The sequence below is a fragment of the Kitasatospora sp. NPDC032121 genome, assembly GCF_055580145.1.
Genome location: NZ_JBVILX010000002.1, coordinates 273,612 through 290,980 on the forward strand (window position 1 = coordinate 273,612; position 17,369 = coordinate 290,980).

Below are 17,369 nucleotides of genomic sequence, written 5' to 3' on the forward strand. Positions count from 1 at the left end.
GAACCCCCCCCCCCCCCCCCCCCCCCCCCCCCCCCCCCCCCCCTCCCCCCCCCCCCCCCCCCCCCCCCCCCCCCCCCCCCCCCCCCCCCCCCCCCCCCGCCGTGCGGTCGACGACCGGAAGGCCTAGATGAACTCGGCCAGCTCGCGCAGCAGCGCGGCCTTCGGACGGGCACCGGTGATGGACTTCACCGGCTCGCCGTCCTTGTAGACGATCAGGGTCGGGATCGAGATGACGCCGTACTTGGCGGCGGTCGCCTGGTTGGCGTCCACGTCGAGCTTGGCGATGGTCAGCTTGTCGCCGTGCTCGGCCGCGATGTCGTCCAGGACCGGGGCGACCTGGCGGCACGGGCCGCACCAGGTGGCCCAGAAGTCGACCAGTACGGGCTTCTCGCTCTTCAGGACGTCGTTCTCGAACGTCGCATCGGTGACGGTGGTGGTGGCGCCGGCCACGGGAACTCCTCGGGTTAGGACGGAGGGGACTGCTGCCGGAAGAACAACGGATGGGCCCGTTCTGTTTCTGCCCGGCCGGGGCGGGGGTGTTTCACGTGGAACACCCCCGCGGGGGTGGATCGGGGAGGGTTCAGACCGCGACGGCGGCGGCCTTGGACTCCAGGTCGTCCAGCGCGGCCAGGTAGCGCTCGGCGTCCAGGGCGGAGGAGCAGCCGGTGCCGGCGGCCGTGATGGCCTGGCGGTAGGTGTGGTCCACGACGTCGCCGGCGCCGAACACGCCCGGGATGTTGGTCCGGGTGGAGGGGGCCTCGACCTTGAGGTAGCCCTCGGCGTCCAGGTCCAGCTGGCCCTTGAAGAGCTCGGTGCGCGGGTCGTGGCCGATCGCGATGAACAGACCGGTGACGGCCAGCTCGCGGGTCTCGCCGGTGGTGGTGTCGCGCAGGGTGACGCCGCTCAGCTTCGGGTCGCCGTGGATGGCCTCGACCGCGCTGTCCCACTCGAAGCGGATCTTCGGGTCGGCGAAGGCGCGCTCCTGCATCGCCTTGGAGGCGCGCAGGGTGTCCCGGCGGTGGATGATCGTGACGCTCTTGGCGAAGCGGGAGAGGAAGGTCGCCTCCTCCAGGGCGGTGTCGCCGCCGCCGACCACCGCGATGTCCTGGTCGCGGAAGAAGAAGCCGTCGCAGGTGGCGCACCAGGAGACGCCGCGGCCGGAGAGCTTGTCCTCGTTCGGCAGGCCGAGCTTGCGGTGCTGGGAGCCGGTGGTGACGATCACGGCGCGCGCCCTGTGGACGTTGCCCTCGGAGTCGGTGACGGTCTTGATGTCACCGGTGAGGTCGACCGCGACGATGTCGTCGGGGATCAGCTCGGCGCCGAAGCGCTCGGCCTGGGCCCGCATGTTGTCCATCAGCTCGGGGCCCATGATGCCGTCCCGGAAGCCCGGGAAGTTCTCGACCTCGGTGGTGTTCATGAGCGCCCCACCGGCGGTGACGGCCCCCTCGAAGACCAGCGGCTTGAGGGAGGCACGGGCCGTGTAGAGCGCAGCCGTGTACCCGGCCGGGCCGGAACCGATGATGATCACGTTACGGACGTCGCTCACTGCTTCTCCTGGTTCGCATCGCGACCCGCGTTTGCTGCGGGGAGGGCGGTCCTGCTCCGCCGCCCGGGACAACGACTGACCAGTGTCTCGCATTCCCAGGCGGATCAGTACCAGGCGCCCGGGGTCCGGAAGCGGCGTGGCGCCATCGGCGTGGATCGCATGGGAACCGCCGGTCAGCGGCTGGGAACGGCCTGGTGGAGGACGACCGGACCGCAGTCGGGGGAGCGCAGGTACACGTCGACGAAGCCGGGTCGGCCGGGCAGCGGGTAGACCAGGACGTCGACCGGGGCACCGTGGTGGCTGCCGCGGTCGGTGGCCAGCGGGGTGCCGTCGGCGGGGGCCGGGCAGCCCGAACCGGTGGGGGAGGCGGCGGGCGGGGGCGAGTCGGGCTGCGGGCGGGCGCCGTCGGCGGGCAGGGGGGCCTCGGACTTGGCGGGCCCGGTGGCCCGCAGCCCCGGGAGGTTCTCCGAACGGGCGAGCAACTGCTGGACCTGGGTGGCGAGTTCGTCCTCGCGGTAGTCGGTGCCGGCGCCCGACAGGTGCGGGGTGCCGTGGCCGTCGGCGGTGGTGCTCGGGGCGCCTCCCGCGGCGGCGGTGCTCGGGGCGCCTCCCGCGGTGGCCGTCACCTGGTCGGACCGGTCGTCGGGGTGCAGCAGCAGCGCCCCGCCGAGCCCGAGGGCGGCCAGGGCGGCGGCCGTGCCGAGCAGCAGGGCGAAGCGCCGCCGACGGGGGCGGGCACGACCGGGGCCGGTGGCCGGTCCGGGCCGTCCGGAGGGGCGGTCCCCGGGCCTCGCCGCGGGCCGGGAGGCGGCGGAGGAGGGCGTGACGGGCGCCGTGGCGGCGTGCGGGGGCCCGGCCGGGGCCTCGGTCCGGCGGCCCGCCGCGGAGGCCTCCTGTGGCCGCTCGTCGGCTTCGGGTCCGCTCCCGGCGGCCGCTTCCGCGGCGGCTCCGGCCAGCGCCGCGTCCAGCCGGGCGGCGACGTCGGCCGGCATCGGCGGGGTCTCGACGTCGCCCAGCAGAGCCTGGACCTCGGCGAGCGCGTCGACGGTCTCCCGGCACTCGGCGCAGCCGTCCAGGTGGCGCAGCAGCGCCGCGGCGGTGTCCGGGGAGTCGATCAGCCCCTCGGCGTGGTCGGCCAGCTGCTCGACCGGGGGGTGGCCGTCGGCGGGGTCGGGGAAGGAGGGGTGGGCGTTCATCGGGTGCTCGCGTCTCCTTCCAGGACCGTCCGGCCGGCGCCCGGGCCCGTCCCTGTGACGGCTCCGGGGCGCTTCGGGTTCCCCGTGGTGCCCCGGCGCGGCGGGGCCGAGCCGGGCGTGGGCGCTGTTTCACGTGAAACATCCGGCTCGCGCAGGTGCCGGACGAGGGGGAGGAGCCGGGCCCGGCCGCGCGCGCAGCGGCTCTTCACGGTGCCCACCGGGACGCCCAGCAGCTCGGCGGCCTCGGCCACCGGGTAGCCCTGCATGTCGACCAGCACCAGTGCGGCCCGCTGCTCCGCGGGCAGCTCGGCGAGCGCCGCGGTCAGCTCGCGGTGCAGCTCGGCCCGGACCACCGGGGAGTCGGCCGGCTCGGCGGCGCCGACCAGGGTGTCCAGCCGCTGCGGGTCCTCGTCGAGCGGGGTGGTGCGGCGGGTGGCGCTGCGCCGGGCGCGGTCCAGGCAGGCGTTGACCACGATCCGGTGCAGCCAGGTGGTGACCGCCGAGCGGCCCTGGAAACCGGCGGCGGCGCGGAAGGCGGAGACCAGGGCGTCCTGGAGGGCGTCGGCGGCCTCCTCGCGGTCACCCAGGGTGCGCAGGGCGACCGCCCAGAGCCGGTCGCGGTGGCGGTCCACCAGCAGGCCGAAGGCCGCCGGGTCGCCGGCGACGTGCCGGGCGAGCAGTGCCGCGTCGTCGTCCGCCACCGTCACGCCTCGACCCCCTGCCCTCGTGCCGGATCCACCGAACCGCGGTCAGCCGAAGACCTTGACCTCGGCGACCTGGCCGGCGAACCTCCCGGCGCCATCCTTCGGCAGAGCGGTCAGCCAGAGCAAGAGGTAGCGCGTGGTGACCGGGGTGTCGAGGGTGTACTCGACGTTGCCCCCGTTCTTCTTGCCGACGACCGTGAAGCCGTCGAGCCTGGCCGACATCGGGTTGGCGGCGGCCGCCGCCGTGGGCACCCGCAGTTCCGCGGTGTGCTCGCCGCCGAACTGGACGCTCACCGAGGAGACCGCCTGCGGCGAGCCGAGGTCGATCAACAGGCCGGTGCCCGACTTGAGGGCGGGGGCCTTGAGGCCGAACTGGTCGTTGTACCACTGGGTGTTCCAGGCGGTGTTCGGGTCGCCGTCCACGGCCTTCGCCGGGTTGTCGCTGCCCTCGGTCCCGTCGCCCGGCTGGGTGTACGACTGCGCGCCCTTGACGGTGAGTTGCACCGGGGTGTGGGTGCTGGCCTGCGGGCTCGGCGCGGTGCTGCTGATCGACGGGGCCGGGGGCGCGGTGGCCCCCCCGGTGTGCCGCAGGGTGTCGACGAACTGCCAGGAGGCGACGCCGATCGCACCCAGCGCGACCGTCCAGGCGGTGGCCTTGATCACCCGGCGCAGCCGCCGCCGGGCGCGCCGGGAGGAGACGGGGCGGGAGGAGGCCGGCAGCGGGGCGACGGTGGTGTCGGCGACCCGGGTCGGGTTGGGGGCGGTGGGCAGCGCGTGGGTGTTGTGCCGGGGCGGGGTGGGGAAGGCGGGCAGCTCCGGCTCGGGCTGGCGGATCCGGGGCATCTGGGCGATCGCCCGGACCAGCTCCTCCGGTGTGCTGATCGGCCGGGCGTGGTGCGGCGGCTGGTCGAACAGCGCCCGCGCGGCGAGCTCGGACAGGCCCTTGTGGACCCCGGCGCGGACCTGGTCGGGCGCGGCGTTCTGGAGGCCCTTGGGCAGGCCCTGGAGGTCGTAGCGGTCCTCCGGGTACGGCCAGCGGTGGGTGAGCGCGGCGAACAGCAGCGCGCCGATCGCACGGGTGTCGGCCCGCTGGGCGTCCTCGGCCCCCTCCTCGGGCAGCCCGCGCAGCGCGGCGTCCACCGCGATGCCGTTGATCCGGTACTGGCCGCTGTCGGTGCGCAGCACGCAGCGCGGGGTGAGCCGCAGGTGGGCCTGCCCGCGCCGGTGGGCGGCCGCGACGGCGTCGGCGACCTGGCGGACCATCTGGTACGCCTCGTGCGGCTCCATCGGTCCGTTCGCGAGCAGCTTGGCCAGGTCGGAGGAGTGCGGCAGCCACTCCCGCACGACGTAGACCAGCTCGCCCTCGTGGACGGCGTCCAGCACCTGGACGAAGCGCGGGTCGCCGAGCAGTGCGGCGGACTTGGCCGCGGCGAGCACCTTGCGGGCCCGCTGGTGGCCGGAGGCCATCAGGTGGACGCCGACGGCCCGTCGCAGCTTCTCGTCGACGGCGCGCCAGCTGCTGAAGGTCTCGGTCTGGGAGATGCACTCCTCCAGCCGGTACCGGTGGCCGATCATGTCGCCGCTGCGGCGCTGCGGGGCGGGGAGGGTGCGCGGGAGGGTGGCGGTGTCGCGCGGGTCGACCGTGGGCTGCGGGTCGGTGGGGCGGCGCGCGGGTCGGGCGGGTTCGGGGGCGGGCTTCTTCCGGGGGGAGCCGGCGGCCAGTTCGGCGCGCAGCTCCTGGACCGAGAGCGGGGCGGTCATCTCCGAGGTCTCCTCGCCGGAGGCGGCCTCCGGTGCGGCCTCCGGCGTGTCGTCCGCGGCCCCGTCCACGGCCTCGTCCGGCTCGGTGCGCGCGGCGGCGGCAGCGGTGGTGGCGCCCTTGCGGCGGGCGCCCGCGGAGGCGCCCTCGCCGGCGTCCTCCGAGCCCGCGAGCTCGTCGATCGCCGCGGCCAGCGCGGCCTCGTCCGTCGCCGCGTCAGCTGCTGACGTGTCGACGACGGCCTTGGTGCCATCAGCCACCGTGGTCCTGCCTCCCCTTGTGTCGCCCCGGCCTGAGAGAGTCGCTGGAGCCCGAGGGTCGGCGGCCCTGTGCTCCAGGACAATTGTGCCCACTCTTCTCCACCGGGTACGACCGCTGGGACGTCCGCGCGGTTGCACGCGGGTGGAGAGATGTGGTGCAGATCCGACACCGGGTCGCCATCCGGCGGTCGGACGGACCCTGACCGACGGGTGACGCAGCACTCGGCCGGACGAGCGGAGGAGCGTGCCGCTCCCGTTGACGCCCGGTCAGGGCGCCCGCTCGTCCGGCCGGTGGTCGGACGGTCAGCGGCCCAGTCGGCCGCGGACCATGCCCAGCATGGAGTTCAGTTCCTCGATCCGCAGGCGCTTCGCGATGAGCACGAAGACCGCCAGCTGGAGGCCGCCGGCCACGACCAGGGCCGCCACGCTGCCCGCCCAGCCGCCGAGCACCTGCTGGACGCCCAGGCTGGCGCCGAGGCCGACCAGGGCGGCCGGGACGCCGGCGGCGGCCAGCCGGCTGTACGTCCGGCCGATCCGCTTGGTGTCCAGCCCGCCGATCCGCTTCTTCAGCTTCGGCATCGCGACCGCCACTCCGATGGCGTAGGCCAGGCCGTAGCCGAAGGCGAGGCCGGTCACCGTCCACTCGGCGGGCAGCACCAGCCAGCACAGCAGCGCGAAGCCGGCCTGGCAGGCCGCCACCCAGACGGTGTTGGAGAACGGGGTGCGGGTGTCCTCGTAGGCGTAGAAGCCGCGCAGCATCACGTACTGGGCGGAGTACGGGATCAGGCCCAGCGCGAACGCGGAGAGCATCAGACCGACGTTGGTGGCGTCGTTCAGGACGATGTCGTTGCCGCCGACCGCGTAGATCGCCCGGCCGATCACCGGGCCGAGGGACAGGAACAGGAAGGCCGCCGGGACGACCGCCACCGCGGTGGTGCGCAGACCGTAAGAGATGTCGTCGCGCACGGCTCCGGCGTCCTCGTCGGCCGCCGCCCGGGAGAGCCGGGGGAGCACCGCGCTCATGATCGACACGGTGATCACGGCCTGCGGGAGCTGCCAGATCAGCAGCGCGTTGGAGAACGCCGCCAGACCGACACCGTTGTGGCCGGCCGCCGCCGCGGCGGCGCCCGCCTTGGTGGACAGCTGGGTGATCACCAGGTAGCCGGCCTGGTTGGCGAGCACGAAGAAGAACGTCCACTTGGCCAGCCGGGCGGCCTTGCCCAGACCGTGGCCGCGCCAGTCGAAGCGAGGCCGGAAGCGGAACTCGGCGGCCCGCAGGTACGGGATCATCGCCAGCGACTGGACGGCCAGACCGATCAGGGTGCCGAGGCCGAGCAGCCGCACGCCCTCCGGGGAGATGCCCTCCGGGGTGACGTGGGTGGTGCCGAACCCGCCGTAGACCCAGATGTAGGCGGAGAAGGTGAAGATCACCACGATGTTGTTCAGGACCGGGGTCCACATCATCGCGCCGAAGCGGCCTCGGGCGTTGAGGATCTGCCCCATCACCACGTGGATGCCCATGAAGAAGATGGTCGGCAGGCAGTAGCGGGCCATCGCCACCGTGGTCTCGGCGCTCTCCGGAGTCGCCATCGTGGAGTGGGCGATCATCTGCACCAGCACGGGTGCCCCGAGCACGGCCAGGAAGACCACGCCGCCGAGCCCGACCATCACCAGGGTGAGCAGCCGGCTGGCGTACGCCGTGCCGCCGTCCTCGTCGTTCTTCATGCTGCGCACCAGCTGCGGCACGAAGACCGCGTTCAGCGCGCCGCCGCCGATCAGGATGTACAGCAGGGTCGGCAGGGTGTTCGCGGCGTTGTACGAGTCACCCATCACGCCGACGCCGATGGCCGCGGTGATCACCATGGTCCGGACGAAGCCGGTGCCGCGGGAGACCAGCGTTCCGGCCGCCATGATCGCGCTGGAGTTCAGCAGGCTGGAGACCTTGCCGCCGCCGGCCGCCCTGGCGGGCTCGGCGGGCTCGGCGGCGGGGGCGGGCGCCTGCTGGGCGGCCCGCTCCTCGGCGGCGACGTCCGCGAGCGGCTCGACCGCCGGGGGCACCGCGACGGCGGCCACCTGCATGGTGGCCTCCTCCTCGGAGAGCGGCGGGTCGAACTCGATCGGCGGCACGAAGTGGTGCTGTCCGCCCGGGGCGCCGCCGTGTGGCGGCTGCCCCTGGTAGCCGGTCGCCGGGGGGTACGGCGCGGGGCCGGCCGCGGGGGGGTACGGCGCGGGGCCGGCCGCGGGGGCGGTCGGCTGGACCGGCTGGGGTGCCGGAGCGGGCTGGGGGACCGGCGGCTGGGCCGCGGCCTGTGCCGGGCGGCCGCCGAACAGCGCGTCCACCCCGACGTACTCGGTGGTCTCGGTGTCCCAGGCGGAGTGCGCCGGGCCCGGCTCCCACTGCGGCCGGGGCTGCTCGGCGCCGCCCCAGTGCCCGCCGGCGGCCTGCGCGGGGGCGGACTCCTGCGGCCAGGCGGCCTGGGCCGGGGTGTCCCAGCCGGGCTGCACCGGCGGCACCGGGGCCGAGAACTGCTCCGCGGCCTGGTACGGGGTCGGCGGCACCGGCGTCGGGTAGCCGCCGCCCTGCGGCGGCAGCTGCGGCGGCACGTCGTACGCGGCGGCCGGCGGCTGGGGCGCGGCGGGCCGACCGGCCCGCAGACCGTACGGGTCCTGGCCGTCCTGCGGGTGCCCGTACGCGTCCGCCGCGTACGGGTCCTGGGCGTAGGTGTCGGCCACGTACCAGTCGCCGGACGGCGACTCGGCGCCCGGCCGGCTCTCACCGCGGCCCGGCGGCCGCTCCTCGCTGCGCCCGGTCATGTCACCTCTTCGCTGTCGTGGGGGAGGCCGGCCCGGCGGTGCGGGGGATCGGCGGTATCAAGGACCAACCTTCTCATCACTGGCGGCCCGATCCCGGCCATCCGGGCTGCTGCCGCGCGGTGTCTGCGCGGGACCGTCACCGGGGGCGCCGTCCGGGCCGTCGGTCCCGTCCGGTGCCGGGGGCCCGGCGGGATCCGCCGGCCCGTCCTTCGAGGAGGCCTCCGCCGCGTCCTGCTCCGCGTCCCGCGGCGCGTCCTGCTCCGCGTCGCCGCCGTCCGTCGCCGGGCCGTCCCCGACCGGCTGGTCGCCGTCCTCGTGCGGCTGCCCGCCGCGCCGCTTGCGCTGGCGCATGAAGCGCAGGGCGGCCAGCAGCAGCAGGACGCCGGCACCCGCGAAGATGTACAGCACCCCGTTGGTGACCGAGGTGACCTCCACCCGGAACTGCTGCGGCTCGCCGTACGGCCGGGAGTCGGGGCCGGTGGTCCACAGCTGGGCGGTCATCGCGACCGACCCGTTGTTGTGCGCCTCGGCGTTGAAGCGGAGCGTCACGCTCTGCGAGGCCGGGAGGACCAGCTCCTCCTCCTTGCTCACCCGCAGCCTGTTCGGCTGGGCCGAGGTGAGCACCAGCTTCAGGTTGGTGACCGTCTGGGTCAGGTCGTTGCGGACGCTGACCTGGAGCAGACCGGTGTCGCCGGACAGGGTGACCACGTTCTTCTTCGGCACCTGGACGGCGCCGGTCAGTTCCTTCAGGTACTTCTGGACGCCGGTGCGGTAGGTGCTCCCGGCCGCCGGCTGGCTGCGCCACTCGGTGGACAGCGAGCGGACCATCGCGGCGCTGAACGGGCCGCGCACCCGCTGCGGCAGGGTGAGCACCCGCATCAGGGTGTCCAGGTCGTGCTGGATCCCGTCGGTGCTGCTCAGGTCGTCGGCCGGCAGCTCGGAGGCACGGGCCTGGGTCGGGTAGTCGGTGGGCGCCGGGACGGCGGTGTTGGCCTTCGGGTCGGCCGCGGACTGGGCCACCGCGTCCAGCTTGACCGAGGAGATCCACTTGCCGTCCGCCGTCTGGAGGGCGCTCGCCAGCGCCTTGGCGCCGGTGGCGCTCAGCTCGCGCGGGGGCATGACCAGCAGCCCGCGCTGGTTCTGCGGCTGCTCGTGGGTGATCGCGAAGGTCTCGGCGAGGAAGCGCTGGGTGGACTCGGTCTGCGCCTGCGGGCTGCTCAGGTCCCGGTCGAAGAGCGCGGAGACGGTCTCGTCGGCGACCACGGCGGTCTGCCCGTTGCCGATCGGACGGGCCGCGCTCGGGGTGTAGTTGAGCGAGTCCGCCTCCGGCATGCTCCCGCCGTTGACCAGCACCGTCCCGCTGCCCGCCTGCTGGGCGAGGGCGGCGATCTGCTGGTCGAGGTAGCCCTGGTACGGCCAGGCGACGTCCGAGCGGGTGTCCACCGAGAGCCGGCCCTCGACGGTCAGCCGGCCGGCCGTGGCCGCCTTGCCCAACGCGGTGGTCATCCCGGTCAGGTCGGAGCCGTTGTGGGCGATCGAGGCGAGGTCCGGGTCGGCGTACGGCAGCGAGACCACCTGGCTGCCCGGCTTGGCCACGGCGGCCCGCAGCTTGTCCAGCCAGGCGACGGCGGCGGCCGAGGGCTGCACCTGGACGGTGTTGTCGTCCTTGGCCGACTTGCCCGACGCCTCGGTGCCCGGCTTCTGCACCCGGTAGGGCCTGGTCATCGCGAGCGCGGCGTCCAGCAGGTCCGGGTCGATCACCCAGGTCAGGCCGTTCAGCTTGGCACCGGTGTCGACCAGCTCGTACAGCCGGCCGCCCGGGGCGAACTCGGCGGACAGGCTGTCGTCGCGCAACACCGCGATCGTCTGGTCGTTGCCGTCGGTGCTGGTCTGGGCGGCCACCACCGGCGCGTGCACCAGCGGCCAGATCGTGGCGACCTTCGTCGGCTGCGCCTCGGCACCCGCGTTGTACGGCAGGAACGTCCGGGCGATGCCCAGGGCGCGGTCGCGCGGGTTGTCGGCCGTGCCGCCCCAGGCGTCCACCGCGAGCTCGTACGCACCGCTCGCGGAGAGCCCGAGGTCGCCCACCGCGACGCTCAGGGTGTACGGCTGGCTCTGCCCCGGGCCCAGCTCCGGCAGGGCGTACTGCGGGCTGTCCAGCTCGACGCCGTCCCTGTTGTCCGGCGTGGAGCGGGCGGCCACGTTGGCCAGGTCGCTGCGCCGGTCCAGCGGCCTGCCGGTGTTCGGCTTGCGGACGGCCGCGTGGGCGCCCTTGATCGCCGACTTGCCCGCGTTGGTGACGTGACCGGTGATCGTCACGGTGCCGTTCGGGACGGCCACCTGCGGGTTCAGCGTGTCGATGGTCACCACCACCGGGTACTCGGCCGTGGCGGTGGAGTCGCCGGCCGGCCGGACGTTGCCGCCGGCCGGCAGCGCACCGGCCGGGGAGGCCGTGAAGAGGGTCAGGACGGCCGCGCAGGCCGCGGCCAGGCGCAGGCCCGCACGGCGTGCCCGCCGGGCCGGATGACGCCCCTCGGCCGGGCGTTCGGCCCGTCCAGGCTGTCGGTGCGCCCCCAGGCCCGAGTGCCGTGCCGGCTCACTCACTCGCTTCGCCCTCGCCGTTCTCGATCGTTCGCTGCTGATGCTGTCCGTCCGGCGCGGTCCGCCCGACGGTCTTCGCCTGACCCTCTTGGAACTCTTCGCCCGACGCCTGGAACCCTTCGCCCGACGCCGTAGCCGCACCGTTGCCGCAGGTAGGTTCCGCGGTGGTCGCGGCGCGCGACACCGCATCCCCTGTCCGGTGCCCGAGACTCGTCCACCGGCATGGTAACGATGCAGCCCGTGGTGCAGTGTTGCGGGCTGTGGGGTGAGACGCCCAGAACGCGCGGGCGGTTGACCTGTCCGGCCACGTACCCTTGTGAGCCGTGTCCACTGCCAATGAGCCCACCGCGCGCACCGACCGTTCCAGCACCGCCGTCCAGGTCGTACCAGGCCTGAGCGAGGCCCAGACCCTCGGCCTCCAAGAGCTGCTGCGGGTGTCGCCGGTCGCCGACGAGATCGCCCGCCGGTTCCAGGCGGCCGGTCACCGGCTGGCACTGGTCGGCGGGTCCGTCCGGGACGCGCTGCTCGGCCGGCTGGGCAACGACCTGGACTTCACCACCGACGCCCGCCCGCAGCAGGTGCTCAAGCTGGTCAAGGGCTGGGCGGACGCGGTCTGGGACGTCGGCATCGCCTTCGGCACGGTCGGCGCCCGCAAGGACACCCCCGAGGGTTCCTTCCTGATCGAGATCACCACCTACCGCTCCGAGGCGTACGACCGCACCTCGCGCAAGCCCGAGGTCAGCTACGGCGACACCATCGAGGAGGACCTGGTCCGCCGGGACTTCACGGTCAACGCGATGGCCGTCGACCTGCCCGGCCGCGGCTTCGTCGACCCGCACCACGGCCTGGAGGACCTCGAGGCCCGGGTGCTGCGCACCCCCGCCACCCCCGAGGAGTCCTTCTCCGACGACCCGCTGCGGATGATGCGGGCCGCCCGCTTCGCGGCCCAGCTGGACTTCGACCCGGCGCCCGAGGTGGTCGCCGCGATGACCGCGATGGCCGAGCGGCTCACCATCGTCTCCGCCGAGCGGATCCAGGCCGAGCTGAACAAGCTGCTGCTGGCCAAGCACCCGGTGAAGGGCCTGCGGCTGCTGGTCGACACCGGCCTGGCCGGGTACGTGCTGCCCGAACTGCCCGCGCTGCGGCTGGAGCGCGACGAGCACCACCGGCACAAGGACGTCTACGAGCACTCGCTGACCGTCCTGGAGCAGGCCATCGACCTGGAGCAGGACGGCCCGGACCTCACCCTGCGGCTGGCCGCGCTGCTGCACGACATCGGCAAGCCGCGCACCCGCCGCTTCGAGCTGGACGGCCGGGTCTCCTTCCACCACCACGAGGTGGTCGGCGCCAAGATGACCCGCAAGCGGATGCGCGAGCTCAAGTACTCCAAGGAGCTGACCGAGGACGTCTCGCGCCTGGTCGAGCTGCACCTGCGCTTCCACGGCTACGGCGGCGGCGAGTGGACCGACTCCGCGGTGCGCCGCTACGTCACCGACGCCGGGCCGCTGCTGGAGCGCCTGCACAAGCTGACCCGCTCCGACTGCACCACCCGCAACAAGAAGAAGGCCGCCGCGCTCTCCCGTACCTACGACGGTCTGGAGGCCCGGATCGACGAGCTGAAGGCGCAGGAGGAACTGGACGCCATCCGCCCGGCGCTGGACGGCAACCAGATCATGGAACTGCTCGGCCTCGCGCCCGGCCCGCAGGTCGGCAAGGCGTACAAGCACATGCTCGAACTCCGGCTGGAGCACGGCCCGCTGGAGCACGAGGAAGCGGTCTCGGCGCTGCGGGCCTGGTGGGCCGAGCAGCAGGGCTGAGCCAGGAGCCCCGCACGACAGAGGGGTGGCACCGGCCGAGCGCCGGGGCCACCCCTCTGTCGTGCGGGGCCGGTCGAGTCGCTTCAGGACTTCTTCACCGGCGGGACACCGGCGGTGGCGGGCGCCAGCGGGCCGAGGCAGAGCACGTACCGCTTCTTGTTCCAGCGGCGGCCGCTCTTGCCCGAGACCGCGCTCGTGGTCTGCGGCGTCTGCTGGCAGCGGGTCACGTCCGTGGTGCCTTCGAACTTCGCCAGGACGCGGTAATTCGCCTTGCTGTCAGTGCACTTGACGATCTCGACGTCGCGCGAGCCGCTCGCCCGCACGCAGTCGCCGGGCTTGGCGCTGCTGACGCTCGGCCCGGCCACGAAGTAGCCCACCGCCAGTGCGACGCAGCCGCCGACCAGCCCGACGACCCGCAGCTTGGAGCGGATGCCGCGCTTGGCGGCCGGTGCGGGCGCCGTGGGCGGCATCGCGGGGGCTGGCTGCGGGGGGCCGTACGGGTTGGGGCCCGGCTGCTGCCCGTACGGGTTGGGGCCCGGCTGTCCGTACGGCTGCTGCCCGTAGGGCTGTTGGCCGTGCGGCGGCTGTCCGTAGGCCGGTGGCGGGCCGTAGCCGGGCGGGGCCGGCGGCGTGGGTTGCCCGTAGGCCGGCGGCTGCCCGTAGGCCGGCGGCGGTCCGTACGGCGCGACCGGCGGGGGAACGGGTGCCCCGTACGGCGGTGCCCCGGGCGGCCCCACCGGGGCCGGTCCGTACGGATTGGGTGGTGTGCTCATCAGTTCGTCCCCCGAGACAGAGTTCTGTCGATCCGACAGGTCCGATACCTTAGCGAGTCGGTGGGGCACCTTCGGCCGCGAACCCCCGAGGGCTCCCAGGAGGCCTGGTCAGTGGGGGAGCGGGCGCCGACGGGCGGAGCGCAGGTAGAGCACCGCCGTCAGTGCGTATACCCCGGCGACCCCGATCACCACCCCGACCGAGCGGCCGGACAGCGGCAGCACCAGCGCCGTGACCAGGGCGGCGGCCACGAAGGCGACGTTGAACAGCACGTCGTAGATGGCGAAGACCCGGCCGCGGTACTCGTCCTCGACCGACTCCTGCACCACCGTGTCGGCGCAGATCTTGGTGCCCTGGGTGACCACCCCGAGCAGCAGGGCGGCGATCAGACAGGGCACCAGCGTGAAGCTCAGGCCCAGCGCCGGGACGAAGAGCACCGGGGCGACCAGACAGGCCGTCATCCACCCGGCCAGGCCCAGCCGGCGGGTGCACCAGGGGCTGACCAGAGCGGCGACGAAGAACCCGGCGGCGGACAGGCCGACCGCCTGGCCGAGGGTGACCAGCCCGGCCGCGCTGTCGGTCGGGTCGTTGAAGGTGTAGCGGGCGAGCATCACCACGACCACGATCAGCACGCCGTAGCAGAACCGGGCCGCGGTGACGGCGGCCAGCGCGTGCACGGCGGGCCGGCAGTCCCGGACCAGGTGGCGCACCGCGGCGCCGAGTTCGACGGCGGCCCGGACCAGTGCCTGGCCGAGCCCGGGGCGGTCCTCGTGCCGGTCCGGGCCGAGCAGGTCGCGGTCCATCCGCCGGGCGGCCAGCGCGGCCGACAGGTAGAGCAGCGCGGCCACCGAGACCAGCGCGGCGTCGGCCTTCGGCCCGGGGGCCATCAGCTGGTGCAGCAGGAAGCCGATGCCCCCGCCCGAGGCGGCCGCGACCGTCCCGAGGGTGGGGGAGAGGGCGTTGGCGGTGACCAGCTGGTCCTGCTCCACCACCCGGGGCAGGGCGGCGGACAGGCCGGCCAGGATGAACCGGTTGAGCGCGGTGACCAGCAGGGCCGAGGCGAAGAACAGCCAGGTCGGCGCCTCGGCCAGCAGCAGCGCGCCGGTGCCCAGGCCCAGCCCGAAGCGGGCCAGGTTGCCGAAGTAGAGCACCTGGCGGCGGCGCCAGCGGTCCAGCAGCACGCCGGCGAACGGGCCGATCACCGAGAACGGCAGCAGCATCACGGCCAGCACCGAGGCGATGTCGGCGGGGGAGGACTGCTTCTCGGGGGAGAAGACCACGTACGCGGCGAGCGAGACCTGGAAGACGCCGTCCGAGAGCTGGGAGAGCACCCGGGCTGTCAGCAGCCGCCGGAAGTCGCGGCCCTTCAACAGGTCGAGGAGCGTGGCCCGGTGCGCGGACCGGTGGGTGCTGCCGTTCTCGGTGATCGCCACCTGCCCAGGGTGCCACGGAACCGGTCGCCGTTTCACGTGAAACATTGGCTGCGAGAACGTGAAGGGCCCACGGTCCGCAGACCGTGGGCCCTTCCTGCGAGCTACGGGGCAGCTCAGATCTCAAACGTCAGACTTCGGACCGCCCCTCAGTGCTCGAGCGCTCAGCGCTCGACCTCGCCGCGGATGAACTTCTCGACGTTCTCCTTGGCCTCGTCGTCGAAGTACTGAACCGGCGGGGACTTCATGAAGTACGAGGAGGCCGAGAGGATCGGGCCGCCGATGCCGCGGTCCTTGGCGATCTTCGCGGCGCGGACGGCGTCGATGATGACACCGGCGGAGTTCGGGGAGTCCCAGACCTCCAGCTTGTACTCCAGGTTCAGCGGGACGTCGCCGAAGGCCTTGCCCTCGAGGCGGACGTAGGCCCACTTGCGGTCGTCCAGCCAGGCCACGTAGTCCGAGGGGCCGATGTGGACGTTCTTGGCGCCCAGCTCGCGGTCGCGGATCTGCGAGGTGACGGCCTGGGTCTTGGAGATCTTCTTGGACTCCAGGCGCTCGCGCTCGAGCATGTTCTTGAAGTCCATGTTGCCGCCGACGTTCAGCTGCATGGTGCGCTCGAGGATGACACCGCGGTCCTCGAACAGCTTGGCCATCACGCGGTGCGTGATGGTCGCGCCGACCTGGGACTTGATGTCGTCACCGACGATCGGCACGCCGGCCTCGGTGAACTTGTCCGCCCACTCCTTGGTGCCCGCGATGAACACCGGCAGGGCGTTCACGAAGGCGACCTTGGCGTCGATGGCGCACTGGGCGTAGAACTTGGCCGCGTCCTCGGAACCGACGGGCAGGTAGCAGACCAGGACGTCGACCTGGCGGTCCTTGAGGACCTGGACGACGTCGACCGGCGCCTCGTCCGACTCCTCGATGGTCTCCAGGTAGTACTTGCCCAGGCCGTCGAGGGTGTGGCCGCGCTGGACGGTCACGCCGGTCGGCGGCACGTCGCAGATCTTGATGGTGTTGTTCTCGCTGTTGCCGATGGCGTCGGCCAGGTCGAAGCCGACCTTCTTGGCGTCGACGTCGAAGGCGGCGACGAACTCCACGTCACCGACGTGGTAGTCACCGAACTGGACGTGCATCAGCCCGGGGACCTTGCCGGCCGGGTCGGCGTCCTTGTAGTACTCGACACCCTGCACCAGCGACGCGGCGCAGTTGCCCACGCCCACGATGGCTACGCGAACCGAACCCATTCCGGTTGCTCCCTGTGATCTCATGAGGACCGCCGGGGTCGGCGGAACTCGTCCTGCTTCTTCGATGACTGCATGTGCGGGCGCGAGGCGCCCGATCCTGCCGCGCGGCACAGGGCTGGCGCGGTGTCAGCGCTCCTGGGCGGAGCGCCCCGGGCGGTCGTACGGTGGACCGGACGGGTCCTGGGACCCGCCCTCCTGGCCACGGCCGTCCGAAGTCTTGTGGGGGCCGGCGGCATCGGGGCCGGTCCGGCCGGTGCGGTTGGACCGCTCGGTCTCGATCAGCTCGTTGAGCCAGCGGACCTCGCGCTCCACCGACTCCAGTCCGTGCCGCTGGAGTTCGACGGTGTAGTCGTCGAACCGCTCGCGGGCGCGGGCCAGCGAGCTGCGCATCCGCTCCAGCCGCTCCTCCAGCCGGCTGCGGCGGCCCTCCAGGACGCGCATCCGCACGGCCCGGTCGGTCTGTCCGAAGAAGGCGAAGTGCACGCCGAAGTGCTCGTCCTCCCAGGCGTCCGGGCCGGAGTCGGCGAGCAGCTCCTCGAAGCGCTGCTTGCCCTCGGCGGAGAGCCGGTAGACGATCTTGGACCGCTTGCCGTTGAGCGCGGTGGCCGGGACGTACTCGACGTCCGGGTTGTCCTCGACCAGGAAGCCCTGGGCGACCAGGTTCTTCAGGCAGGGGTAGAGCGTCCCGTAGGAGAGCGCGCGGAACGTCCCGAGCAGGATGTTCAGCCGCTTGCGCAGCTCGTAGCCGTGCATCGGGGCGTCATGGAGCAGTCCGAGCACGGCGAACTCCAGCACTCCTGAGCGCCTGCCCATTGCCGTCCTCCTCCCGCTCGACGTCCGTCCGGCCGTCGCATTCGGCGGTATTCCGCTTCGATGTATCGGCTCGATATATCGAGAACAGTAAACCCGGCCCCGGACGGGGGCAAGAGGGGCACGCGTGAATGTGATCACAAGCCGACGCGCGGGTGGGGTTGGCAACGGGCGTGTAATGATCTGTCGTTGTTTTGTGCCCATTGGCAACTGATGTCCGATTAGTTGTATTTCAGTGCTGCGTACGCTGTCGCGTGTGCACGAGGACCACCTCCGGGAGCAGGGCGGTTTGCGGGCATCGGACGTGAACCCTGCCTTCAGGCTGGAAACGCCTGGCGAGGAGTAGCTGGAAGATGAGCGAGCGACGGCGAAGGACGCCCGACCCGGGCGGTGACGGGCAGCAGCCCCCGGGAG

General features: G+C 73.3%; 12 protein-coding genes. 1 reads left to right on the forward strand and 11 read right to left on the reverse strand.

Annotated features, from left to right (window positions below; all coding sequences use genetic code 11):
* Window positions 1-123: 123 nt before the first annotated feature.
* The 7 genes from trxA to ACZ5OX_RS07130 all read right to left on the reverse strand — a co-directional run bounded on the left by trxA (window position 124) and on the right by ACZ5OX_RS07130 (window position 10,883).
* The gene (gene trxA, locus ACZ5OX_RS07100; RefSeq protein ID WP_392868671.1) at window positions 124-450 is read right to left on the reverse strand and encodes a thioredoxin; all 327 of its coding nucleotides are present in this window, start codon (window positions 448-450) and stop codon (window positions 124-126) included.
* Window positions 451-580: 130 nt separating this feature from the next.
* The gene (gene trxB, locus ACZ5OX_RS07105; RefSeq protein ID WP_449787885.1) at window positions 581-1,546 is read right to left on the reverse strand and encodes a thioredoxin-disulfide reductase; all 966 of its coding nucleotides are present in this window, start codon (window positions 1,544-1,546) and stop codon (window positions 581-583) included.
* Between the two features lie 173 nt (window positions 1,547-1,719).
* A complete protein-coding gene (locus ACZ5OX_RS07110; protein WP_465629075.1) occupies window positions 1,720-2,742 on the reverse strand; it encodes a hypothetical protein in 1,023 nt (340 codons plus the stop codon).
* On the reverse strand, window positions 2,739-3,449 hold the full coding sequence (gene sigM, locus ACZ5OX_RS07115) for an RNA polymerase sigma factor SigM (RefSeq protein WP_465629076.1): 711 nt from the start codon (window positions 3,447-3,449) through the stop codon (window positions 2,739-2,741). The genes ACZ5OX_RS07110 and sigM overlap by 4 nt, the downstream gene beginning before the upstream one ends.
* Window positions 3,450-3,491: 42 nt before the next feature.
* Complete coding sequence (locus tag ACZ5OX_RS07120) at window positions 3,492-5,465, reverse strand: protein kinase family protein (protein WP_465629077.1); 1,974 nt, start codon at window positions 5,463-5,465, stop codon at window positions 3,492-3,494.
* A gap of 303 nt (window positions 5,466-5,768) precedes the next feature.
* On the reverse strand, window positions 5,769-8,279 hold the full coding sequence (gene murJ / locus ACZ5OX_RS07125; protein ID WP_465629078.1) for a murein biosynthesis integral membrane protein MurJ: 2,511 nt from the start codon (window positions 8,277-8,279) through the stop codon (window positions 5,769-5,771).
* Window positions 8,280-8,336: 57 nt separating this feature from the next.
* Entirely contained in the window at window positions 8,337-10,883 is a 2,547-nt protein-coding gene (locus tag ACZ5OX_RS07130; RefSeq protein ID WP_465629079.1) for a DUF6049 family protein, read from the reverse strand.
* Between the two features lie 389 nt (window positions 10,884-11,272).
* Here ACZ5OX_RS07130 and ACZ5OX_RS07135 point away from each other — a divergent pair, with 389 nt between their 5' ends.
* On the forward strand, window positions 11,273-12,697 hold the full coding sequence (locus ACZ5OX_RS07135; protein WP_465629606.1) for a CCA tRNA nucleotidyltransferase: 1,425 nt from the start codon (window positions 11,273-11,275) through the stop codon (window positions 12,695-12,697).
* An 83-nt stretch (window positions 12,698-12,780) separates the two neighbouring features.
* Here ACZ5OX_RS07135 and ACZ5OX_RS07140 read toward each other — a convergent pair whose 3' ends face one another.
* The 4 genes from ACZ5OX_RS07140 to ACZ5OX_RS07155 form a co-directional block, all read right to left on the reverse strand.
* Entirely contained in the window at window positions 12,781-13,470 is a 690-nt protein-coding gene (locus tag ACZ5OX_RS07140) for an LppU/SCO3897 family protein (RefSeq protein WP_465629080.1), read from the reverse strand.
* Between the two features lie 108 nt (window positions 13,471-13,578).
* The gene (locus ACZ5OX_RS07145) at window positions 13,579-14,901 is read right to left on the reverse strand and encodes an MFS transporter (RefSeq protein WP_449787878.1); all 1,323 of its coding nucleotides are present in this window, start codon (window positions 14,899-14,901) and stop codon (window positions 13,579-13,581) included.
* Window positions 14,902-15,062: 161 nt separating this feature from the next.
* Window positions 15,063-16,145, reverse strand: coding sequence for an inositol-3-phosphate synthase (locus tag ACZ5OX_RS07150; protein ID WP_449787877.1), 1,083 nt, complete (start codon window positions 16,143-16,145; stop codon window positions 15,063-15,065).
* 126 nt (window positions 16,146-16,271) lie between these two features.
* Window positions 16,272-16,958 carry a PadR family transcriptional regulator gene (locus tag ACZ5OX_RS07155; protein ID WP_465629081.1) on the reverse strand — a complete coding sequence of 229 codons (687 nt, stop codon included), beginning with the start codon at window positions 16,956-16,958 and terminating at the stop codon, window positions 16,272-16,274.
* Window positions 16,959-17,369 lie beyond the last annotated feature (411 nt).

Excerpts from the sequence above, each read along its gene's own strand:
- ACZ5OX_RS07110 (WP_465629075.1), bottom strand. The coding sequence starts at position 2,742 with ATGAACGCCCACCCCTCCTTCCCCGACCCCGCCGACGGCCACCCCCCG.
- murJ (WP_465629078.1), bottom strand. The coding sequence starts at position 8,279 with ATGACCGGGCGCAGCGAGGAGCGGCCGCCGGGCCGCGGTGAGAGCCGG.
- ACZ5OX_RS07140 (WP_465629080.1), bottom strand. The coding sequence starts at position 13,470 with ATGAGCACACCACCCAATCCGTACGGACCGGCCCCGGTGGGGCCGCCC.
- ACZ5OX_RS07150 (WP_449787877.1), bottom strand. The coding sequence starts at position 16,145 with ATGGGTTCGGTTCGCGTAGCCATCGTGGGCGTGGGCAACTGCGCCGCG.
- ACZ5OX_RS07155 (WP_465629081.1), bottom strand. The coding sequence starts at position 16,958 with ATGGGCAGGCGCTCAGGAGTGCTGGAGTTCGCCGTGCTCGGACTGCTC.